Genomic DNA, 22,437 nt, shown 5'->3' on the forward strand with positions numbered 1-22,437 from the left:
AGGTTACCGCGTTCCGGTTAATGTATTAATTTCTGCAACGGCCAGTCGATACGCCAGTTGAGCCGAGTATAAATCCTGTTCTGCTTTCGCCAGATTTACTTTTGATTCCAGTAAATCTTTCTCCAGTTTTAATCCCGCCTCCCGGGCGTTTGTTTTCATCCGTACTTCTTCCCGGCGTAACGTAACCGCTTGATTGGCTACTGTGATTAACCGCTGCGATTGCGTGATTTTCCGATACGCTTTACCAATTTTTGCGGCTACATCCTCTTGTGTATACGCCAGGTATTCTTCGGCCTGTTTTTTCTGAGAAAGTCGCTGATTCTCCTGCGATTTGCGTTTGCCAAAATCATAAATATCCCAACTGAGGTTCAGGCCCAGAAAGTAATTATTATTGGGTAAATCAGAAACCACATTCTGATACGTATATCCGCCTACTACGCCAATGTTGGGTAACTTATCCTTCTTGGCGGCTTCCAGCCCATAGTTCACTTTCTCAATCGTCTGATTCGCCAGTTTTACGTCCGGGTTGGCATTTTTCGCTTCCTGCTGATACGCTTCGAGCGTTTGGATGGAAACAGGTTCCACGTGTACATCCGCCAGCTTAAAGGAGGTGGTGTCCTGCACACCCAGTACATTTCTTAAATCGGCTGCGTAATCTTCCATCTGGTTCATAATCTGCACGACTTTTTGTTGCTGGTTCGCTAACTCGGCCTGCAAACCTACCTTGTAGACTTCATCCGTTTTGCCCGCCAGTAACGCACTTTCAACATCGTATAACTTAGCCTGCGTTAACTGCACATTCGCGTTGGCTTCGTCGAGTTGTTTCTGGGCAATAAGCATTCCGTAATAGAGCTTTTCAACCCCTTGTAATACTTCCAGCTCGGCCTTGCTTACCTGCGTTTCTGCGATGCGGACATCGGCTTCGGCGGCTTTAACGCCTACTTTGATTTTGCCCAATTGGCTAATGGGCTGATAGGCCGCTACCGATCCCAGTAAGAGGTTATGTTTGCCTTTGAACAGCGGAATATTCTGCTGGGGAAGATACGTGCCGCCCACCTGCCCGAAGGCTCCCATCGGAAGTTCCAGGTCTTTTTTGATTCCGTTGAAAAGGTAAGTCCCCGAAGCCAGAAACATGGGTTTGTTCTTGGTTTTGGCTTCCAGCACTTTTAACTCGTTTTCTTTAACTTTCTCTCTTTGAATGCCTACCAGACGGTTGCTTTGCAGGGCCATCCGTTTGGCCTGATCCAGGGTAAGGGCCTCCTGAGCCTGAGCGTAAAAACTACTCATCAGCAGAAGACTATAAAAAAGAACCTTTTTCATGACGTTCAGGTCTTGTTTTCTTTGAAAAACCTGCCGAATGCCTTTTTGCTTCGGCAGGCTGTTGGGTTGAAATATTAGGCGTGATTTCCTTCTAGAATGTACTTTTTATCCTTCGGTTTAATCATCTTGACGTAGAGAACGGGCACGGTTAATAAGGCCATAATCATGGACCAGACTACCCCCACGGCAATCACACTGGCTAGTGGACTCCACATCGGTGACCCCGAAAGAATCATGGGCAATACCCCAATGGCTGCGGCCATTGCCGTCAGGAAAATGGGGCGTAACCGTCGTTTCCCGGATTCGGCGGCGGCGGTAGGAATGTCCATGCCGTGCTTGAGTAATTCGTTGGTATGATCGACGAGGATAATCGCGTTCCGAACCACAATTCCCGAAAGGCTAATGAGCCCAACGAAAGCCGTAAAACCGAAGTTATTGTGCGTGAGGAATAGACCCAGAACCGCTCCGAACAGACTCAGCGGAATAGTTAACATCACCAGCAGAGCTTCCTTGATATTGCGGAATTGGAATAGCAGAATCAGAAAAATCAGCACAATACTAATGGCCATGACTACCACCATCTGACTAAAGGTTTCTTTCTGGCCTTCAAATTCACCGCCGTACTCGATGCGATACCCGGCGGGTAACTTCAGGTTATCAATTTTCGGACGAACGGATTTCAGCAGCTCCGAAGGCAAAAGGTTATTCGCCGTTTCACTCTGAACCGTTAGTGTTCGAACCCCATTGCGGTGCATGATGCGGCCCGTTTGCCAGGCGGGTTGTAAGTCTGCAATCTGACGCAGTGGAACGCTGGCTCCCGTTACCGGCGAGGGCAGATACGTATTCTGTAAATCATCGAAGTTGCGACGATTGGCTTCATCCAGCCGAACTACTAAATCAACGGGGGTATTTCCCTCGTACATCGTCGTTACCGGAGCTCCGTTAAAGCCCGCGTAAACCGTTTGAGCAATACTGGATGTCGTAAATCCGAGTCGGCTGGCTTCGCCTTTCAGGTTAATGTTTACGCCGTAATAATCCTCCATGAAATCGGTGCGAATCATGGCACTGCCGGGCGTGCTGCGAATGATACTATCTACCTGCAAACCGATGGATTTCAGCGTATTTAGATCATCGCCTACAATCCGAACCTCGATGGGAGCTTTCGTAACCGTTCCCTGCTGCATGAGTTTTACCTGAGGGCGGCCTTCAGGAACCAGAGCGTCTACCTGTTTGGAAAGATCCGCTGCCAGACTTTGCGTGGTTGGGATATCCTTGGTATTAATCAGAATCTGAGCGTAGTTGGTAACAGGAACCTCGGGTGAGAAGTTATAGTAAAACCGGGGAGCACTCGTGCCCGTAAAGGTCGCGTAACTCGTCACCCGATCCTCTTTTTTGATTACACTTTCAATCTTCTCAATCGCCGATTTGGTCTTATCCAATTGGGTTCCCGTGGGCATCCAGAGTTCTACTACAAACTGGTTACGTTCAGCAGCGGGGAAGAATTTCTGACGAATCTGCGTGAATAATAGCCCCGCCAGAGCAACCGTTACCAAACTTCCCACAATGGTAATACCCGAGTGACGCATGCACCAGTCGATCGCCTGATTATAACCATTTTGCATCCGGTCGAGTAAGGAAGTACGTTTTTTCTTATTCGCCTCCGAAGGATCGTGCAAGCCTTTTTTAATGAAGGTATAACACAACAGCGGTGTTAAAATCATGGCGACAATAAACGAGGCCGCCAGGGCAATAGCTACGGTAATGGGCAGAGCAAAAATGAATTCACCCACCGAACCCGACAGAATAACCATGGGCATAAAGGACGCAATAATGGTAATTGTGGCCGCCAATACGGGGATGACCAGATCACTCGCACTTCGCCAGGCTGCCGTCCAGCGATCTACGCCTTCGTCTAGCAGTTCTACGTAGTTGTCCGCAATAACAATGGCATCATCCACCACCATTCCTAATACCACAATCAAAGCCGCCAGTGATACCTGATGTAGTTCGATTCCGAAGGCATGTAATAAGGCAAACGTGACGGCTACCGTCATGGGGATGGCCATGGCGGCCACCGTGGCAATGCGGAAGGGTAACAGCAAAATCACCACAATTACGACGGAAACAATCGCCAGGAAAAACTCCCGAATGAAGTGTCCCACGTTTTCATCGACCAGATGCGGCTGGTTAACGATAGTCGTGATTTTTACTTCGGATGGTAATAACTTCTGGACGGCTTCCAACTGAGCTTGCACTTCATCGCCGAACTTCACAATGTTATTTCCCTCGTGCATTTCAACGGCCAGCATCAGGGCTTTATGGCCATTCACGGTCGTGGTGCTGGTGGGGTCCTGATATTGGCGGGTAATGGTCGCGACGTCACCCAGACGAATCACTTCACCCGTTTTGGAGGTACCGATGATCTGGCTGGCAATCTGACTTTCCGTATTATAAATACCGTTGGCGTAAAGGGGTACTTCGGCGGTGCCTGTTTTTACATTACCCGTAGGGCCAATGGCATTCTGTGATTTCAGAACGTTCATGACCTGCGTAAAGGGAATGCCGTATTGAGCCAGTTTTTCCGAATTACTGGTGATGAGAATCTGCTCTTTCTGCTCGCCAATGCGTTTAATTTTAGAAACGGCTGGAAGCGTTCGGATCTGATCTTCCACTTTTTGCGTGTAGCTTTTCAGTTCATTGTAAGAAGCTTTATCCGATTCAATTCCAATGACCAAGGCTTCTGTATCTCCAAAATCAGAGTTAACAATCGGGCCGCGTACACCTTCGGGTAGGGATAGACTTTTGGCAATCAGTAACTCGTGGCGAAGTTTACTCCAGAAAATATCGGGGTCTTTGACCTTATCTTCCAGTTCGACGTTAATGACAACGGCTCCGTCACGGGTCGTGGAAAAGGTTTTTGACTTTTTAACTTCCTCAAATTGAAAAAGATACTGTTCTAGTTTTTTAGTGACCTGATCTTCCACCTGAGCTGAGTTAGCTCCGGGATAATAGGCCAGCACCAGACCCGTACGAATGGTAATTTTAGGGTCTTCCCGCCGGGGCATGGTCAGGAGGGAATGCACGCCGACGGCAAAGACCATCAGTAGCACCGTCAGGGTGACCTGCGAATATTTTAGCGATGATTTAACAAAATTCATGACTATAGGAGACCGATTGAAAAGATCAGATCAATCGTATTAAATCGGTCTTTTAAGAAGATGAAACAAAACAACGATTGTGATTATACACCCTAAGATTAAGGATTCGTAAAACTTACGGATGAACCATCATGGATTTCTGCTGGCCGCCCGTAATAACCAGTTCACCTTTTTGTAAACCAGAGGTAATCTCAATCGTTGAATCCTGTAAACGACCGATGGAAACCCGACGTTTAAATGCTTGTTTTTTCTGCGGATCGGCTACGTAGATGTACGAGGAATTATCAGTATCCCGAAGTACGGCTTCAGTAGGTAAGCTTAGAAATTCCGACTTTTTAGCGGAAGGTAATTTTATCTCAGCAATCATTCCCGGACGAATTAATAACTTCGGATTACTAACCTCAATTTTAGCCGAAAAAGATCGCGTGGTAGCATCTGCCGCCGAACCTACTTCAATGACTTTTCCGGTGAATGTACTATCCAAAGCAGAAATATAAACCTGAGCTTTCTGCCCGATTTTTACATTCCGAAGTTCAGATTCCGGAACGGCCGCGTTTACCTTTACTTTCTGAATATCCGAAACGATAAACAGGGGCATTCCTGATCCGACAATTTCACCGATTTCGGTGTTCTTTTTCAGTAATACGCCGGAGAAGGGAGTGTATAGTTTTGTATCAGACAAATTCTTTTTTTGTAAGCCCGCCTGAGCTTCCGCCTGCTTGAGGCCATTGCTGATTTTAGAGAAATCGGCATCGCTCAAACTATTGCGATCATGCATGAGCTTGAGTCGATTATATTCATCCTGAGTCTGGCTGACGCTGGCATTAGCCGCATCAACGCCAAGCTTATAGCTTGTGGGGTCAAGGCTGGCTAATACCTTTCCGGCAGACACCATTTGGCCTTCCGCCGCCGCGATGTAATTGACTTTCCCCGCCACAAGAAAGCCAAGTTTCACGGTTCGGTTTCCTTCTACATTACCACTGATCGATAGCTGGCTTTCGCTGGAAGAAAGGGAGGCTGCCTGTGTAATAACGGGTACGGCAGATTCGGTAGTAACCACGTTTTCGGTGGACGGCTTGGACTGGCAACTCGCTAATACCAATCCCATGAGCAGGGCAGGATAATATTTCGTTTTCATAATTTGATTAACTGGCAATTTCCAGAAGGTTAATTTGACGGGTAGTTACTCCTAAAAAAATCAATTGTTGATGAATACAATCACTCCATTCTTCCTGATCGGATAAAAAGAAATATAGTTGCTCTTTATCGTAATTATTCAGAAAGGATTCAATCATTTCTAAGGCAACCACCGGGTCGTAAAGGCTGGAGTCAATAGAAATGTAATAGGTTTTTAACTGCGTAATAAAGTCTTTTTCTAAATCCTTTAATGTTGGGTTAGAAAAATGGGAAGAAAGATCACTGGATAAGTAAAATACGCGGATGATATATCCTTGTTTAATCAAAGGAATGATCCGCTCAATGGCCTGATCGATTGAAGCTTCGCCGGTAATAAATACCAGCGAAGGCTTCGGTTGATCAGACGTATTCATTAATTGAGATAACTTATTCATGGCTTTTACTCTGGATTGGTGAGGCAAAGGTCCTAAAAGTTAAGGCCAGAGTCTTTGACAAAAGTCAAAAAGCAATTTTTGGGAAGTTAGAGATACCAGCTTTTCACTGGAAGATAATTATTTTGTAGAGACGCGATTGATCGCGTCTGGGTAAGAGGCGGTTTTAAAACTAGTCCGTTCTTTAGCGTGGTGAATCATCCGCCCTGATTGGTGAGGACACTCCGCCTTAGTTGGTATTCTCACCAACCCCTAGGTTTATTAATGGCTGGTGAGGACACCAGCCAGGGGAGAGAGGTATTTCCGCCGTGGTTGGTGTCCTCACCAACCCCTGGGCTTATTAATGGCTGGTGAAGACACCAGCCACGGGAGGGAAATATATACTGATGCCTTCCGCCGTGGTTGGTGTTCTCACCAACCCCTGGGCTTATTAATGGCTGGTGAGGACACCAGCCACGGGAGGGAAATTCGAAAAAGTCAAAATACATGCTGATACCCGCTTTTCTGCTGGCATCAACCCTCCGGAAGGTTTTAGGAAAGGGTGGAGTATAGAAATGCTGCCAGCGGAAAAAACTGGCAGCGAATAATAGATCCCCATTCGCGGGTTAGTAGAAAAGCAACTTTGAGAAAGCTGGAGATACCTAACGCTTACTCCGAATACGGCTTAGTGTCTCCTGAGAAATCCCCAGAAAAGAAGCAATATGTCCCAGGCTAACTCGCTGAAAAATGGAAGGTTGACTTTTAAGGAGTGATTCGTAGCGTTCGGTAGCGGTCTGAAATTGCAAAGCTGTAATTCGCTCCTTCATTTCCCGAATGAGTTGATGCATTACCAGAATATGTAACTGCTCCAACTCCGGGTGCTGCCGAAGAATGTTTTCGAAATCAGCATGTGAAATCGAACAGATCACGGAATCTTCGAGCGTCTCGAATGTATATTGACTCGGCTGGTTATCGGTGAAACTTTCGTCAGCAGTAACAAAACTGCCTTCGGTATGAAAACGGTAGGTGGTATCCTTTCCGGCCATACTCAGGTAATGCTCCCGAATGAGGCCTTCTTCTACGAACATCAAGCGGCGGTAATATTGGCCGGGCCGGATCAAAATATGGTTTTTAGGAAACTGTTCCCGCACAATGATGTGGGTCAGATCGGCTTCTATTTCCGGGCCAAGGTTGATCGTTTGTTGAAGGAAAGAGATAACATTCATGGAGCGAGAGCCAAAATACGAGCCTTGATCCAAGGCTCGTATAGATGATTGTATTAGGAAATGCTGGTGTAAAATGCCAGAGCCTGTTGCATTTCTTCACTCGAAACGGGGATATCAAAGACGCAGGTACCCAGGCCTTTCAGGAGTGAAAACCGAATTTCCTTACCCCGGTTTTTCTTGTCCTGAGCCGTCAGTTCGATAATGGAGTCGTAGGTGTCGGCTGGGATTACTGCTTTTCCGTACGTGGCGAGCAGGTAATGCGTGATGGTCTCAAATGCCTCCGTTGTCAACCAGCCGCGTTGATAACTCAGGTAAGCTTCCGTGATCATTCCGACTGCAATGCTTCGCCGTGGAGCAGACGTTGATCGGAATCGTCCAGAAAGTACGTTTCGATGGCATGGCCGAGCGTATGACCGAAGTTCAGGATTTTCCGAAGCCCTTTTTCGGTAGGATCCTGCGTGGTAACGTTCTCTTTAATGGCTACGGAATGCGTAATCAAATCCGTCCAGTCCTGTTCTTGCCAGTTTTTCTGTCGAATCTCTTCCCACTTACTGGCGTCGGCAATCAGGCAATGTTTAATCACTTCGGCGTAACCTGAGCGAAGCTCACGCCAGGGCAGGGTTTTCAGAAAAACCGCGTCGATTAAAACGGCGTCGGGTACCCGGAAAACGCCGATGTGATTCTTTAGGCCGTGAAAATCAATACCAAGTTTGCCGCCTACGCTGGCATCCACCTGCGAAAGAAGCGTAGTAGGAATTTGAATGAAATAAAGCCCACGTTTGTAAGTTGCGGCACAAAAACCACCCATATCACCGATTACCCCACCGCCCAGATTAATGACCAACCCATGACGATCAAAAGCAGCTTCGGTTAATTTTTCCCAGATCAGACTGGCCGAGTCAAGCGTTTTCTCGCTCTCACCGGATGTAATCTCGATGAGTGTATGAGCCGGAAGCAGCGACTGAATCAGCGGATAACAATGAGCCTTTGTGTGTTCATCTACTACAACGGCTATCTGAGAAAAAGAATGAGCGGCCAGAAAAGCAGGCAGACTTTCGGTGATCGGAGCAATTTTTACCATAACCGCAAAATTAGAGAATTAGCTGGTAGCGTAAAGAACTAAACGCAAGTCCTCCCTTAAAGTAAGGTCAGGCCCGCTTTTGCGTACATCTGTAGTGAGGCGTCCTGAGGCTCAAGTTCGGTAATGAGCGTCTGGATGGAACCAAGATCACAGAGCTTCATCCGGTGAGAGGTTCCCAGTTTTTCAGAAATGGTAAGAATAGCAACCTGATCTGCCGATTTCATCATGGCTTTTTTCACCTGCACTACTTCCATGTCACTTTCCGTGAGGCCCTGAACGGCATCAATGCCAGTAGTCCCCAGAATCAATAAATCTACCCGAATTTCACTCAGGCGGTGAATGACTTCCCCGCCCGAGCAAATCTGATTCTCGGCGGTCACTCGTCCCCCCAGCAGGTATACCTCAAGGTTAGGGTTTTCAATCAATTCCAGAGCTATCACGGGGCTGATGGTAAAAATCGTCAGGCGTAGATGCGACGGAATCATCCGAACCAGAGACCGCACGGTAGTACCTCCTCCCAGCAGCAGAAACATACCTTCCCGGATCAGGCTTAGGGTTTTCTGAGCAATAATGTCTTTCTGATTGGTGGCATATACCTCGCTTCGGGTGGCGATGTGTCCGTACGAGCGGGAGAGAGCTCCCCCGTGAACTTTAATAAGCTGCCCACTGTCGGCGAGTTCGTTCAAATCCCGGCGGATGGTGTCTTCCGATACGTTGAGCTTCTGACTTAAATCAGAAGATAAAATCCGGTTATAAATATTAAGCTGGTGCAGAATAAACGAATGTCTTTCTGCTTTCAGCATAGCATTAGTAATAGAGGACATGGTGCTATTGATTGAAAACGTGCTAATGCTGTTTTGTGCGGTTATTTGTCGTAAAAACTAAAAAATAGAGAGTAACTCCTATTAAATATAACACTAAATAAAGTGAAGTGCAATAAATATATTTATAAACATTATTGCTGTTTATTTGATATTTAGCTAATTATGTATGGTCGAATGATCCATATGGGTCGATTATTTTCTTTTTTGCAGTAAAATGCAGTTTTATATGTTTTTATTAAGTTTGATTTATTTTCGTGCATAAAAACGCACTTCTTGTCTCCCTTTATTATCTCAATCAACAGCTTCTTTATGCTACACACACTTCTACAGACTTTTCGGTTACTCTTGCTGGTGAGCGTTCTGGGGGCAGGCCCAATGGCCTGGGCTCAGGATCGCACCGTAAGTGGAAGAGTAAGTGATGAATCAGGTTCGCCTTTGCCCGGCGTTTCTGTGCAGGTGAAAGGCACCACCAAAGGCGTTTCGGGAAATGCCGATGGGGTGTATCGCATCACGGCAAGCCAGGGCCAAACGCTCGTTTTCACGATGGTAGGTATGAAAACGCAGGAAATCACGCTTTCCAATCAGACCACGCTGGACGTAATCATGACCAGTACGGATGCCCAATTGAACGAGGTCGTGGTGACGGCTTTGGGGATTAAGCAGGAAAAGCGGGCTCTGGGTTATTCCATCGGGGAAATTAAAGGAACCGAACTCGTAAATGCCCAACGGGACAACTACCTGGTTTCTTTGCAGGGCCGGGTGGCGGGTTTGAATGTGACGACTACTTCGGGAATGCCGGGTTCTTCCACGAGTATTCAGCTTCGCGGGGCTACTTCGATTGGCGGCAACAACCAGCCCTTATTCGTGGTCGATGGTCTACCCATTGACAACCGGACTACGTCAGGAGGGGTGCTGTATTCAGACCGGGCGAACCGTGATGTGGATTACATGAACAAGGCGGCTAATATTAACTTTAATGATATTGAGTCGATTACGGTACTCAAAGGTCCCGAGGCGGCGGCTCTGTACGGTATCGATGCGGCGGCGGGAGCCATCGTGATTACGACTAAGAGAGGGGTGAAAGGCCGTGGACAGGTAAGCTATAGCAATAATTTCCGCTTTCTGAATGTGAATCGCTTTCCCGAGGTGCAGAAAGTATATGGTCGCGGAACGCAGGGCTTTTCTGATCCTAACGCCGTATCCTACTTTGGACCTAAGTATGCTGAGGGAACTACGTTTTTTGACAACGCCCGTAATTTCTTCCAGACGGGGCTGACCCAAACGCATAATGTTTCCATCTCGGGTGGTTCGGAGACGGCTACTTATAACCTGTCGAGTCAATTCATTGGTAGTGATGGAGTAGTTCCTAACACGGGGATGAAAAACTTCAACATCAAGCTGGCTTCCCGCATTCAGTTAACGCCCAAACTGAGCATACAGCCGTCGTTTACCTACATTAATGTTAACACGAAAAAAGCTTTACGCAACAACAGTGGTTTCGTGATTGGATTGCTCACTTGGCCGACGAATGACGATGCCAGCGTGTATCTGAATTCCGACGGTTCTCGCCGGACCATTCTGGGAGCGATTAACCTGGGCGAAGCGGACAATCCTTACTTCACAGTTAACAAGAATAACTTTCAGGATTTAACGAATCAGAGTCGGATTAACCTGCAAGCGGATTATAAGGCTACGGATTGGTTATCGCTTACGGGCCGTGTAGGGGGCGATATTTATACCACTCGTAGTAACCTTTTCCTGCATCCCGAATCCTGGCAGTCAGGTAATGGAGCGGGTACGCCGGGGGGATATGCTTCGCAGGGTTCCATCGAAGATCTGGTAGAAACCAGCCGACTGTTAAACGGAAACTTTCTGGCGACGATTCAAAAGAAAGTAGGTCGACTGGGTACCAACCTGATTCTGGGAACGGCCATTGATGACCGGGATTACAGCACGAGTGTGACGTATGGACAGAAGTTATACCTTCCAGAATTTAATTCTGTCAACAACACGGACCCAACGACGCAGCGTAACAAATTCCGGCGATTACAACAGCGGACGGTAAGTGCCTTTGCCAGCTTAACCATGAATTATGACGAGTGGTTATACCTGACGCTGACGGGCCGGAATGACTGGGCTTCTACGTTACCTGTTTCGAATCGCAGCTTCTTTTATCCCTCGGCTAGCTTGTCCTACGTATTCACAGATATGCCGGGTTTGAAGGGGAACACGGGTATTCTTAATGCGGGTAAAGTGCGGTTAGCCTACGGGCAAACGGGTAACCCCCACCGCCGTATTACGTATTACCTAAACTCGTGCTTCAAACCACCAATGGTGGAGGTTTCGGCTATGACTTTTACGGCGGTAACCCTAACCTGAAAGCAGAAAGAGGAAAAAGCTTCGAGTTGGGTACAGAACTGAAGTTCTTTAATGATCGGTTGGGAATTGACGTAGCTTATTACGAAAAAACACTTTCCCAGCAGATTGTTCACCAACGACTGAGTTACGGGACTGGGTTTATTTTCGGATTGATTAATGGCGGTACCTTCAAAAACCGTGGGGTAGAAATACAGCTCAATGGAACACCCATCAAGAACCAGGATTTCCGTTGGAACGTGACGTTAAACTTTACCAGACTCAATACAAGTGTATCCAGTCTGCCTGCCGATGTACCGGAGTATTATAACTCCGACGCCTGGCCTTATGGAAATGCCCGGGCCAGTGCATTTGTCAATAATCTGGAGACGTTCTTTCCTTCATCAGTGGCGGCGTATCGGGGCTTAAACTGGAACTATTACCAACGGGGTATGGGCTCAGCAACGGCTATTGGTGGGTATTCCTATCAGCGTAATAACAAGGGGGAAGTCCTGATTAACCCAGCCACTGGATTACCGCTGACGAATGCCAACTTCCTGCCCATTGGGGATCGGAACCCTGACTTTACGCTGGGTTTCCTGAACTCATTTACGTACAAAAACCTGACGCTTTCTTTCTTATTGGACATTCGGAAAGGTGGAGACGTATTTAACGGTACCGAAATGTACTTGTGGAGAAATGGTTTGAGCCTGAAAACGCTGAATCGCGAAAATCCAGTGGTGTTTAAAGGCGTACTGCGTGATGGAAAGGAAGATTCGGAGAACCCAACGGTAAATACGATTCAGATCAACCCGGTAGCACGTTCTGCCGATTACTTCTCTTCCATTCCTGAGTCAGAATTTGTGGAGAAAGATATTAACTGGGTTCGGTTAAGAGATGTCACGCTTCGTTATCAGGTGCCTTCCGGGTGGCTGACTCGCAGCAAACTGGTTCGTTCGGCCAGTGTCTTTGTGAACGGAACGGACCTGTTTCTGCTGACCAACTATACCGGAGCCGATCCTAATGTGAACGGAGCTTCGGCTGCTTCGGGTGGGGTAGGAGCCGGCGGTTTTGACTTCGGTACCATCTCCATGCCCCGTGGATTATCCTTTGGCGTTTCACTGGGCTTCTAGTTTCGAAACCTGACAAGCATTATTACGTTATGCGAAAACTGAAATCAACACTCGTACTGCTTGCTTTAAGCATGGGCTTAAGCAACTGTAATAAATACCTTGACATTAACGTCGATCCCGCTAACCCTCAGGTAGCGGATCCCAGTGCCCTGCTGCCTCCTATGATTCAGCAAACGGTGCTGGGGGAACAGTTCGATTGCCGGTTCATCGGAAAATACATTCAAAGCTGGGGCGATGCTGCGGCCAACGATACCTGGGATCGTCACGGTTACCAGGCGGGTTCCGACAACGCTGGGTTAATCTGGCGGGTAAATTATTGGAACCTGGGTCCTAACGTCAACTTACTGATTAATCAGGCGACGGCCAATCAGCAATGGGAATTTGTGGGAGCGGCGAAAGCTCTGTTTGCCTGGAGCTGGCAAACCACAACGGACTATCACGGAGAAATCGTTCTGAAGCAGGCTTTCGAACCTAATCGTTACGTCTTTGATTACGACACGCAGCCGGAAGTCTACGAATACGTAGCCAAGCTGGCTAACGAAGCTCTGGAGACGTTCAATCGCACGGATGGTGTGCAGGGAGCTGCCGTATTAAATCGGAACGGAGCCGATCAGGCCTATAAGGGTGACAAAAGCAAGTGGGTTAAATTTACCTATGCTGTTCTGGCCCGTAACATGCTCCACCAAAGTAATAAGAGCACCTTTAATGCCGATAAGGTCATTGAGTACTGTGATAAATCGCTGGCCTCCAATGCTGATAACTTCGTTGTTCCTTATGCGGCGGGTAATACGGCAACGCTGAGTTTTATGGGGCCTACCCGGAGTAACTTCGGTAGTTACCGCCAGACCGACTGGTTGATTAAAATGCTGGATGGTAGCTTACTTGGAGCGGCTGATCCTCGCCTAAACATTCTGGCTTCTCCTTCGCCCGATGGAAAATACCGGGGGGTGACGGTAACTTATGGCGATCCTAATAATATCAATGGCAATGAGGCCCGCATTCCGACTTTATGGGGAGTGGTGTCTAATCAGGTTACCAGCAGTACCCCCGGCAAGTATATTTTCACGGATCTGGCCGGGTTCCCTTTGATGACTTACAGTGAAGTGCAGTTCATGAAAGCAGAGGCTGCCTTTAAGAAAGGAGACAAGTCGGTTGCCTATGATGCCTATAAAAAAGGAGTAGCGGCAGCCATGGATTTTGCGGGCGTAACGGCTGCCAACCGGGAGACCTATCTGGCCAGCAATGCCGTGCCGAAAGCGGCGGCGAGTTTGAAGTTAAGTGACATCATGATGCAGAAATACCTGGCTTTATACGGACACGGGGTAATCGAAACCTGGGTTGATATGCGTCGGTACAAGTACAGTTCAGAGGTATATCCCGGATTTACCCCTCCTGCACCTGAGCGTCTGTTCCCCGACAACAATGGAAAACTGGCCTATCGGGTTCGTCCCCGGTATAACTCCGAATATGTATGGAACCGAGCTTCCCTGGACAAATACGGCGGGAATAACCTGGACTACCATACGTACGAAACCTGGTTTGTTAATCCTTAACCATGCCGAATGCTCAGGGTTTTCTTCATAAAATCCTGGGCAGGCATCTGAACAGCTATTCAATGAAATCAATAGTCAAATCATTCATCACTGTACTACTGGCTGCTGCCGTCGTGGCCTGTGGTAACGAAAGCGATCCTCTGGCAAGCCTAAAGCCCGCTACCGGAGCCCGGCTGAGGTTTTATCACGCCGCCCCCGATGCTCCTGGACTGGCTCTGTACCTTAATAACAAGGCTTTTTCAGGAGTAAACACCGTGCCCACCACGCCCGATCCGCTACCTGCGGCGGTTACCTATTTTTCTGCGTTTCCGGTTCGGAATTATGCAGCGGTAGAACCTGGAACGGCCACGTTGAAAATCAATGCGGCGAAAATGACAACGGCTGAGGAAGCGGCTTTATGGGGAGCTAACCTAACGCTGGAAGATGGGAAGTATTACTCCGTCTTTGCCGCTGGAAATGCCTCGGCCTACGAAGTAATTAGTGTGGAAGATAACCGAACCGTGGCTGATGCTGGAAAAGCATACGTGCGAGTTGCTAATTTGGTAGTGAACAGTCCTGCTGGGGGCTATGAAGTGGCAATCAATGGCAAGGTGATTACCACGGTATCTGCCTATAAAAGCATTACTAACTTCATTGCCATTGATCCCGTCGCGTTCAATTCGGCAGCTCAGACCATTACGGCTAAAAATGGCTCAGTTACCTTAACATCGGCCTCCGCAGATCGGATTCAACCTTATGCCGGACGTTTTTATACCATTATCCTGAGAGGGGTTGCCGGGGATACCAAAACGCCACCCACCATATCATTACCGCTGGATATTTAGTATTCCCAGAGCAGGAATTAAATAAAAACCGGAGCATAAGTTTTACACTTACGCTCCGGTTTTTGTTTAATTAAGCTGGCGTTATCTGACGGAATAGATTACTAAGGGACGGTTCTTAGAACGTTACCCCCACTTTAGCAAAGACAAAGCGGCCATTGAAACCAAACTGCGACACGGCCCGGCTGTAGAGGAATCGACCGTTAGAGGTATTATCCAGTGCCGTCGTATAACTTTGAGTTGCGTCTGTGGCGTAATTGAACTGGTTGTTACGAGCATTGATGTACGCCTTATCGGGATACACATCGAACAGATTGTTTGCTCCCAATGTCAGGGTTACGTGCTTGTTGAAAGCATAACTGGCCGTTACATCCGTTACCCATTTGGGCGAGAAAGTCTGGTCATTGTCAGCGGGGTAGGGAACGCCTGCTACAGTCGTACCAGGAATGGTAGCACTTCGATACGTTACCTCACCGAAGCGTACCGTCCGCAAAAAGAAATTCCAGGCTTTTACCTGATAGTTAGCACTCAGATTGATCTTGCTTTTGGGTACCGAAGACTCAAAGCGGGACTGCTCTTCGCGGCTGAATAAACGGGTTTTCAGAGAAGGATCGGCTTCAATCACCGAAGAACCCTGAATGCGGGTTACTTTGGTTTCGTTGAAGTTTCCTGAAACAGTTAGGTTCAATGTATTCGCACCGACTTTGATACGATCACTCAGCACAATGTCCAGACCCTTCGTGCGGGTATCAATGGCATTCGTGAAAAACTGAACAGAGTTGATGGTTTGATTCGGGTCAACCGTATTCAGAATCGTATTAACCGTTCCAGTAGTACCCGACTCACGGGCAAACTGGCTGGAGAAAACGATCCGGTCTTTGATGTTAATCTGGTAGGCATCAATGGTCATGCTGAAGCTACCAAATTTACCCGTTAAACCCAGGCTGTAGTTTTGGGAGATTTCAGGTTTGAGTCTACCTACGCCAAACTGACTTACCACGGGACTTTCGTTATTGACTGTCAATACCTGCCGGGCTACGCTGTTTACAAACTGGGTGGATTCGTTATTAAAATAAATCTGGTGCAACGAAGGAGCCCGGAACCCCGTGGATACGGCCCCCCGTAAAGCCAGCCCCTGGAACAGATTCAGACGACCCGTGGCTTTGTAAGAAAGGTTGCTACCAAAGTCCGAGTAGTTTTCATAACGTAAGGCCGCTCCCAGTAATAAACGCTCTTTGAACTCGCCCTCAAAATCAGCGTAAATACCAACGTTAGTTCGGGTTTTTACCAGGGCATTAGCGGGTTTATAACCGGGAAATACCTGAGCACCCGCGGCGGTAGAAGAGGAGCCAATCATTCGGCCAGGAATATTCTCGGAAGGAATACCAAAGGACCAGGATTTTTCTTCACCTGCTCCAATTTCATACCGGCTGGTGCGGAACTCCGTGCCAAAAGCCGTGTTCAGAGCTGAAAATACCCCTGAGAATTCATGCCGTCTGCTAACGTCCAGGTTCACTACATTCTGGCCATATTTCAGTTTACCCGCGTAAAACTCAGTAGGGCTGGTGCCGACTGGAAGCGAAGCATTCAGCGTATTGGAGATATTAAATTTGATGCTGTTTTCTCCGTAGGTATTACTTAAATCCCAGTTCCATTTTCCCAACATTCCTTTCAGGCCAAGTCCGCCTGAGAGGTCATGTACAGAAGTATTAATCTGCGGCAGGAAACCGTTCGGATAAATTGACAGGTCAATTTGAGTAGATTGAGAAGGCAGGCGATAAAAACCAGCGGCATTTCCTTCTTTATTAGTGTAACCCGCCTGACCGTAAAGCGTAACGTTAGTTCCGAGTTTATACTCAGCATTAGCCATTACGCCAAAATTTTTCACGGCAGCATTACCCACCCGCATGTTATTGCGATCCAGTCCGGCGGCCTGAGCCTTGGCATCGTCGGCTGCTTTCAGAGTTTGACGAGCTTCTACCGTAGTCGCCGAAGAAGGCCATACCGAAGAGTATAATAAGGGTCGGGTATCGAGTCCACCGCGATTGGTAGCTCCCCGATCCTGATACTGAGCGGCGATGTTTACGAAGCCTTTGTTATTCAGATTAAAGCCTTTCGAAAGATCGAACTGTACCGTTTTTCCGTCTGAATAACTCTTGCCTAAGGTATTCGTCAGACTTTGACCGTACATGAGATTGGCATTCCAGGGCGTTTCTTTTTTCAAAACCAGGTTAATAACGCCGGCAATGGCGTCAGAACCGTATTGGGCTGCAGCTCCATCGCGTAATACTTCAATTCGCTCAATGGCCGATACTGGAATGGCATTTAAATCCGTTCCTACAGTTCCACGACCAAAGGTTCCATTGATATTGACCAGAGCAGTGGTGTGGCGACGTTTTCCATTCACGAGTACTAATACCTGATCTGGCCCAAGACCCCGTAGCGAAGCGGGATCAATGTGATCGGTACCATCCGAAACGGTCTGACGGTTGGAGCTAAACGACGGAGCTACGTAGTTCATGATCTGCGTAAGATCGGTCTGAGCCACCAGCTTCATTTCCTTGGCTCCAATGACGTCCACCGGAACGGGTGTATCGGTGCTGGTACGGGCCTGCGAAGAGCGGGAACCCAGCACTACAATATCATTCAGGCTAACGGAAGATTCGTTGAGGACAAAATCCAGCTCAAGCGTTTGATTTCCCTTCACCTCGGCGGTTTTAACCAGACTCTCATAACCTACGGCCCGAGCAGTTATCTGATAAGAACCGGGCTGTACTTTCAACAGATACTCTCCAGTACCCGACGCATTCGCTCCGTTGTTGGTTGAATTAATCTGAACAGTTGCTCCAACAATGGCATTTCCTTTAGAATCCAGTACTCTGCCGCGAATTTGTTGAGCAAATAATGCACCAGGAAGAATGCATAAACACAGCATCCATAAACGTAAAAATAAAAGGTTCATAATGTTTAAAATTTGGGTATTCGTGAATCGCTATAATGTTATGACATTTTTAAGTAATATTGCTTATTTGGTTATTAATAAATAATTTTATAAATTAAGGGGAAGAGCCTGAGCTGAGGATTAGAGTAACCATTGCATGATTGAAGGTTAGCTAGAAAGGCATATAAGCTTCTTTGTTCTGGATGATAGGTCTGAAGTCCCTCACTATTCGTCCGCGACGCTAAGCGTTACAAATGCAGACTAACGTTCTTCATCTTCCAGGGTATTATCGAACAAGGTGGGAAAACCTAAATAGTAGGTTTCGGTCACGCCTGATTTGCAATCCAAATCCAAAATAGGATAAAAACGTTTTTGGGGTAGAGATGCGACTTTATAGCGTCTGGGTAAAAGGCGGCTTTTGTAATTAGTCCTCCCGCCATGGCTAGTGTCTCACCAGCCATTTATACGCAAATAGTGTTTGGTGAGACACCAACCACGGCGTAGAACGGGTCTTGAATGAAGGAAAAACATACTTATGGCTCCCTGTTTTACTCAAAACATCATCTTAAAAAGCCTCTAGGTCTTTGCAAAAAATGCACAGAATAGGGATATCCCTGTCACGATTGAATAGGTTTAGACGTTTTTCGATGGAGAAATGAACTATTACTTGCTCAACTGATCGAAAATGGGCAGTTTGCGTAGAAGATTGCATAGCGAAACAATAATGGAAGAAGAAAAGGAAGGCTTACCCCCCTTTGTCCGCTCCTGGCGACAGTTGTATGGGTTGGTGATTGCCAATCTAATTTTGATGATTATGCTGTTCTGGTGGTTTACGGAAGCCTTTTCGTAAGTACCGACTATTCTTTCGTCCACACTTTTTAACCCTAAAATTTAAATACTCTGGAATGTCTTTACTCGACTGGATCGTTCTGGCCGTTACGTTAACCTTTATTGTGGGTTACGGAATTTATCGCAGTCGGCGGGAACAGAACCTCGAATCCTACCTGACGGGTGGTCATACGTTACCCTGGTGGCAGGTGTGCCTGAGCGTTATGGCTACGCAGGCCTCCGCGGTTACCTTTCTTTCGGGACCGGGGCAGGCCTATACCGACGGGATGCGGTTTGTGCAGTTTTACTTTGGGTTGCCATTGGCGATGGTGGTCATTTCTATTACCTTCATTCCCATCTTTCACCGCCTCAATGTCTATACGGCTTACGAATACCTGGAAACCCGTTTTGACCTTCGTACCCGAACCCTAACGGCAATTCTCTTTTTGGTGCCACGCTGGCTTTCAACGGGCATCAGTATCTATGCTCCCAGTATTATTCTTTCGACCATTTTCGGTTGGGATATCGTCTGGACGAATATAGCGATGGGCGGTATTTTATTGATTTACACCGTAGTAGGTGGAAGTCAGGCGGTGAGTTATACGCACGTGCAGCAGATGTTCATCGTATTGGGCGGCATGTTTCTGGCGGGCTGTCTGGTCGTACGGTTACTACCCGAAAATATGGGTTTTGTGGATACGCTGGAAGTGGCCGGAAAGATGAATAAACTCCAGACCATCAACTGGGAATTTGACCTGAATGATCGCTACAATGTCTGGTCGGGTGTAATCGGTGGTTTTTTCCTGCAATTAAGTTATTTCGGTACGGATCAGTCGCAGGTGGGACGTTATCTGGGGGGCGAAACCATTAGCCAAAGTCGGTTAGGTTTATTAATGAATGGGATTATCAAGATTCCCATGCAGTTTTTGATCTTGTTGGTCGGAGCACTCGTTTTTGTCTTCTACCAGTTTCATCAAGCTCCTTTGGTATTTAATGAAACGGCATTGAGTAAGATCGAAAATACGGTTGATTATCAGGTTTTGCAGAAAAAAAATACGCAGATTTTTACGGAGAAAAAACAGGCCGTCACGCAGTTACAACAAGCTCTTGAGAAAAAGGATGCAGCTCAGGTAAATCTGCTTCAAAAGCAGGTACTGAACTTAACCAAGCAAAGCACCGAACTACGCGAGAAAACGCAGAAACTCGTCCGAGAAAAGGGTGGCGACGCCAACGACACCAATTACATCTTCCTGACTTTTGTCGTAAAATACTTACCTAAGGGGGTAGTCGGTTTATTGATCGCTATCATCTTTATTGCTTCCATGGGCTCCATCGCCTCGGCGATTAACTCGCTGACTTCCAGTTTTGTAGTGGACATCTACCGACGCATGTGGGTAACGCAGGCTTCGGAATCTCATTATGTAAAGGTCTCTAAAATTAGTACGGCTGTGTGGGGAGTATTAAGCATTGCAGTAGCCATGTACGCCAGTCGGGTAGGAAGTTTACTAGAGGCCGTTAACATTTTGGGTTCCTTATTTTACGGAACCGTTTTAGGGGTTTTTGTGGTTGCTTTTTATTTTAAACAGATTGGAGCCAAAGCAACTTTCTGGGCGGCAGTTATGGCAGAGATCGGGGTAGTGGTTTGCTGGTTATTAAACTTAACGGCTTTCCTCTGGCTCAATGTAATCGGCTGCGTGGCTGTAGTAGCCATGGGTTTATTGCTGGAAACTATACTGGGGAAAAATAAGGTGGTGAACGGGTGATCACTAGTTTAGCGGTGTGTAATGACACATCAAAAGAGCTTTTGATGCAGAGCTTATAACCCCAGCGGGGTTCAATCCGAATAGCCCCGGGTGTCAACCCGGGGACCCTGGCAGCATAGGTAGGAAGAGGAGAGAGTGCTTGCTGCCAGTGAAAAGGCTGGCCGGGCCACGCTGGCAGCGGAATTGTAAATCTAAAAGAGCTTTTAATGTAGAGCTCGTAACCCCAGCGGGGTTGAATATGAATAGCCCCGGGTATTAACCCGGGGGAGTAATAGGTAGGGAGATAAGAAAGTGGTTGCTGCCAACGAAAGGCTGGCAGCGGAATCGCAAAACTGAAAACTAAACCGATGCGGGAGGCACTAATCCATCTGGCCCATAGTGAAGCGAAAATGGCTAACATTATCGCCTCCGTTTCTTTATCCGAACCGCAAAGTTCGGGAGATGTATATTACGACCTGTTGAACTCGATTGTTTCTCAGCAGCTTTCCACGCAGGTAGCCGTCGTGATTTTTAATCGTTTTCTTAAATTATTTCCCGGAGAATATCCACATCCCAGGCAGTTACTGGCTTTGGAAACTGAAGAATTACGGGACGTGGGGTTATCCCGGGGTAAAGCTCAATACATGCAAAACGTCGCCGAGTTCTGGTTAGCTGAAAATCTGGAAACAAAAAACTGGGACGAGATGGATGATGACGCCATCGTCGATTACCTAAGTCAGATTAAAGGTGTAGGTCGCTGGACGGTGGAGATGATTCTAATCTTTACCCTGCAACGCCCCGATGTTTTTCCCGTTGATGATCTGGGCGTTCAGCAGGCCATGATGCTGGCGTATGGTTTGGAGAAAGATCGGAATCTTCGCAAACGAATGATTGAAATTGCTGAGTCCTGGCGACCGTATCGCTCCACGGCTAGTCGGGCCTTATGGCGTTGGAAACACCAGGTAAAAAAGTAAGGAAGATTGATCAATGAAAGTAGTAATCGTGATTGCCGGGCCTACGGCAGTGGGTAAAACGGAGCTTTGTGTAAAGCTGGCTCAGGAGTTAAATACCGAAATTGTGTCGGCGGATTCGCGGCAGTTTTACAAAGAATTAAGCATCGGAACGGCTAAGCCCACGGCGGAAGAAATGCAGGGAATCCGGCATCATTTCATTGATTCACATTCCATACAGGATTACTTCAGTGTTGGCGATTTTGAACGGGAATGCCTGCAAACGCTCGAGGCTATTTTCTCAAGAAAAGACGTCGTTATTCTGACGGGTGGTTCCGGCTTATTTCTGAAAACCATTACCGATGGACTGGACGAAATGCCCGAGGTAGATTTGAGCGTTCGTGAGGAATTGATGCAACGATTTGCAGAGCAAGGAATTACGCCGCTGGTGGAAGAATTACGTCGGCTCGATCCAGCTTATTTTGAATACGTAGATCGCAATAACACCCAGCGGATTGTGCGGGCATTGGAAGTGTGCCTGAGTACAGGTAAGCCTTATTCGAGCTTCCGAACGGGGCAAAAAGCGAAACGACCTTTTGAGGTAATAAAAATCTGCCTGACCCGCGACCGGGAAGTATTATATGACCGGATTAACCGACGGGTCAACCTGATGATGGAGGCTGGGTTAATCAATGAAGTAAAATCAGTAACAGATTATCGGGAGCATTATGCTCTGAAAACCGTAGGTTACCAGGAAGTTTTTGAATACTTCGATGGCACGTACGATTCTGGCAAAATGGTCGAAAAAATTCAGCAGAATAGTCGCCGCTACGCCAAACGGCAACTAACCTGGTTTCGCCATCAGGGCGATTTTCAATGGTTCGAAGCTTCAGATTACGAGGGGGTAAAAGCGTATATACTGGACCAGCTAGCCGGCTACCGTTCCTCAAATGCATAG

At 47.3% G+C, this 22,437-nt stretch carries 17 protein-coding genes; 8 read left to right on the forward strand and 9 right to left on the reverse strand.

The window, feature by feature from the left end; all coding sequences use genetic code 11:
- Positions 1-3: 3 nt before the first annotated feature.
- From BWI96_RS17155 to BWI96_RS17185, 8 genes are all read right to left on the reverse strand, one after another.
- Positions 4-1,320 carry a TolC family protein gene (locus tag BWI96_RS17155; RefSeq protein WP_106637764.1) on the reverse strand — a complete coding sequence of 439 codons (1,317 nt, stop codon included), beginning with the start codon at positions 1,318-1,320 and terminating at the stop codon, positions 4-6.
- A gap of 74 nt (positions 1,321-1,394) precedes the next feature.
- On the reverse strand, positions 1,395-4,478 hold the full coding sequence (locus BWI96_RS17160; RefSeq protein WP_106637765.1) for an efflux RND transporter permease subunit: 3,084 nt from the start codon (positions 4,476-4,478) through the stop codon (positions 1,395-1,397).
- Between the two features lie 115 nt (positions 4,479-4,593).
- Positions 4,594-5,616 carry an efflux RND transporter periplasmic adaptor subunit gene (locus tag BWI96_RS17165; protein WP_106637766.1) on the reverse strand — a complete coding sequence of 341 codons (1,023 nt, stop codon included), beginning with the start codon at positions 5,614-5,616 and terminating at the stop codon, positions 4,594-4,596.
- A gap of 7 nt (positions 5,617-5,623) precedes the next feature.
- Positions 5,624-6,049, reverse strand: coding sequence for a hypothetical protein (locus BWI96_RS17170; RefSeq protein ID WP_106637767.1), 426 nt, complete (start codon positions 6,047-6,049; stop codon positions 5,624-5,626).
- A 638-nt stretch (positions 6,050-6,687) separates the two neighbouring features.
- A complete protein-coding gene (locus BWI96_RS17175; protein WP_106637768.1) occupies positions 6,688-7,251 on the reverse strand; it encodes a Crp/Fnr family transcriptional regulator in 564 nt (187 codons plus the stop codon).
- Between the two features lie 53 nt (positions 7,252-7,304).
- Entirely contained in the window at positions 7,305-7,580 is a 276-nt protein-coding gene (locus tag BWI96_RS23430; RefSeq protein WP_369804204.1) for a hypothetical protein, read from the reverse strand.
- The gene (locus BWI96_RS17180; protein ID WP_369804205.1) at positions 7,577-8,332 is read right to left on the reverse strand and encodes a 3-dehydroquinate synthase family protein; all 756 of its coding nucleotides are present in this window, start codon (positions 8,330-8,332) and stop codon (positions 7,577-7,579) included. The genes BWI96_RS23430 and BWI96_RS17180 overlap by 4 nt, the downstream gene beginning before the upstream one ends.
- 56 nt (positions 8,333-8,388) lie before the next feature.
- Complete coding sequence (locus BWI96_RS17185; protein ID WP_232793781.1) at positions 8,389-9,156, reverse strand: DeoR/GlpR family DNA-binding transcription regulator; 768 nt, start codon at positions 9,154-9,156, stop codon at positions 8,389-8,391.
- A 309-nt stretch (positions 9,157-9,465) separates the two neighbouring features.
- On the opposite strand from BWI96_RS17185, the gene BWI96_RS17190 reads away from it, so the two are divergent.
- The 4 genes from BWI96_RS17190 to BWI96_RS17200 all read left to right on the forward strand — a co-directional run bounded on the left by BWI96_RS17190 (position 9,466) and on the right by BWI96_RS17200 (position 15,021).
- Positions 9,466-11,535, forward strand: coding sequence for a SusC/RagA family TonB-linked outer membrane protein (locus BWI96_RS17190; RefSeq protein ID WP_232793782.1), 2,070 nt, complete (start codon positions 9,466-9,468; stop codon positions 11,533-11,535).
- On the forward strand, positions 11,472-12,644 hold the full coding sequence (locus tag BWI96_RS22580) for a TonB-dependent receptor domain-containing protein (protein WP_232793783.1): 1,173 nt from the start codon (positions 11,472-11,474) through the stop codon (positions 12,642-12,644). The genes BWI96_RS17190 and BWI96_RS22580 overlap by 64 nt, the downstream gene beginning before the upstream one ends.
- 29 nt (positions 12,645-12,673) lie before the next feature.
- On the forward strand, positions 12,674-14,197 hold the full coding sequence (locus BWI96_RS17195) for a SusD/RagB family nutrient-binding outer membrane lipoprotein (protein WP_106637770.1): 1,524 nt from the start codon (positions 12,674-12,676) through the stop codon (positions 14,195-14,197).
- Between the two features lie 62 nt (positions 14,198-14,259).
- Complete coding sequence (locus BWI96_RS17200; RefSeq protein WP_157830412.1) at positions 14,260-15,021, forward strand: DUF4397 domain-containing protein; 762 nt, start codon at positions 14,260-14,262, stop codon at positions 15,019-15,021.
- Positions 15,022-15,136: 115 nt separating this feature from the next.
- On the opposite strand, the gene BWI96_RS17205 is transcribed toward BWI96_RS17200, so the two are convergent.
- Positions 15,137-17,980 carry a TonB-dependent receptor gene (locus BWI96_RS17205; RefSeq protein ID WP_106637772.1) on the reverse strand — a complete coding sequence of 948 codons (2,844 nt, stop codon included), beginning with the start codon at positions 17,978-17,980 and terminating at the stop codon, positions 15,137-15,139.
- Positions 17,981-18,683: 703 nt separating this feature from the next.
- Here BWI96_RS17205 and BWI96_RS22980 point away from each other — a divergent pair.
- From BWI96_RS22980 to miaA, 4 genes are all read left to right on the forward strand, one after another.
- Positions 18,684-18,809 carry a hypothetical protein gene (locus tag BWI96_RS22980; RefSeq protein WP_255400706.1) on the forward strand — a complete coding sequence of 42 codons (126 nt, stop codon included), beginning with the start codon at positions 18,684-18,686 and terminating at the stop codon, positions 18,807-18,809.
- A 55-nt stretch (positions 18,810-18,864) separates the two neighbouring features.
- A complete protein-coding gene (locus BWI96_RS17210) occupies positions 18,865-20,550 on the forward strand; it encodes a sodium:solute symporter (protein ID WP_106637773.1) in 1,686 nt (561 codons plus the stop codon).
- A gap of 347 nt (positions 20,551-20,897) precedes the next feature.
- A complete protein-coding gene (locus tag BWI96_RS17215; RefSeq protein ID WP_106637774.1) occupies positions 20,898-21,503 on the forward strand; it encodes a DNA-3-methyladenine glycosylase in 606 nt (201 codons plus the stop codon).
- Between the two features lie 13 nt (positions 21,504-21,516).
- A complete protein-coding gene (gene miaA / locus BWI96_RS17220) occupies positions 21,517-22,437 on the forward strand; it encodes a tRNA (adenosine(37)-N6)-dimethylallyltransferase MiaA (protein WP_106637775.1) in 921 nt (306 codons plus the stop codon).

It is taken from the genome of Siphonobacter sp. SORGH_AS_0500 (assembly GCF_002838835.1).
Taxonomy (GTDB): Bacteria; Bacteroidota; Bacteroidia; order Cytophagales; family Spirosomataceae; genus Siphonobacter.

Bases quoted from the DNA above. Each gene is read 5' to 3' on its own strand.
- BWI96_RS17185 (WP_232793781.1), bottom strand. From the start codon at position 9,156: ATGTCCTCTATTACTAATGCTATGCTGAAAGCAGAAAGACATTCGTTT.
- BWI96_RS17165 (WP_106637766.1), bottom strand. From the start codon at position 5,616: ATGAAAACGAAATATTATCCTGCCCTGCTCATGGGATTGGTATTAGCG.
- BWI96_RS17215 (WP_106637774.1), top strand. From the start codon at position 20,898: ATGCGGGAGGCACTAATCCATCTGGCCCATAGTGAAGCGAAAATGGCT.
- BWI96_RS23430 (WP_369804204.1), bottom strand. From the start codon at position 7,580: ATGATCACGGAAGCTTACCTGAGTTATCAACGCGGCTGGTTGACAACG.
- BWI96_RS17200 (WP_157830412.1), top strand. From the start codon at position 14,260: ATGAAATCAATAGTCAAATCATTCATCACTGTACTACTGGCTGCTGCC.
- BWI96_RS17155 (WP_106637764.1), bottom strand. From the start codon at position 1,320: ATGAAAAAGGTTCTTTTTTATAGTCTTCTGCTGATGAGTAGTTTTTAC.
- BWI96_RS17180 (WP_369804205.1), bottom strand. From the start codon at position 8,332: ATGGTAAAAATTGCTCCGATCACCGAAAGTCTGCCTGCTTTTCTGGCC.
- BWI96_RS17205 (WP_106637772.1), bottom strand. From the start codon at position 17,980: ATGAACCTTTTATTTTTACGTTTATGGATGCTGTGTTTATGCATTCTT.
- BWI96_RS22980 (WP_255400706.1), top strand. From the start codon at position 18,684: ATGGAAGAAGAAAAGGAAGGCTTACCCCCCTTTGTCCGCTCCTGGCGA.
- BWI96_RS17210 (WP_106637773.1), top strand. From the start codon at position 18,865: ATGTCTTTACTCGACTGGATCGTTCTGGCCGTTACGTTAACCTTTATT.
- BWI96_RS17190 (WP_232793782.1), top strand. From the start codon at position 9,466: ATGCTACACACACTTCTACAGACTTTTCGGTTACTCTTGCTGGTGAGC.
- BWI96_RS17170 (WP_106637767.1), bottom strand. From the start codon at position 6,049: ATGAATAAGTTATCTCAATTAATGAATACGTCTGATCAACCGAAGCCT.
- BWI96_RS17195 (WP_106637770.1), top strand. From the start codon at position 12,674: ATGCGAAAACTGAAATCAACACTCGTACTGCTTGCTTTAAGCATGGGC.
- BWI96_RS17160 (WP_106637765.1), bottom strand. From the start codon at position 4,478: ATGAATTTTGTTAAATCATCGCTAAAATATTCGCAGGTCACCCTGACG.
- miaA (WP_106637775.1), top strand. From the start codon at position 21,517: ATGAAAGTAGTAATCGTGATTGCCGGGCCTACGGCAGTGGGTAAAACG.
- BWI96_RS17175 (WP_106637768.1), bottom strand. From the start codon at position 7,251: ATGAATGTTATCTCTTTCCTTCAACAAACGATCAACCTTGGCCCGGAA.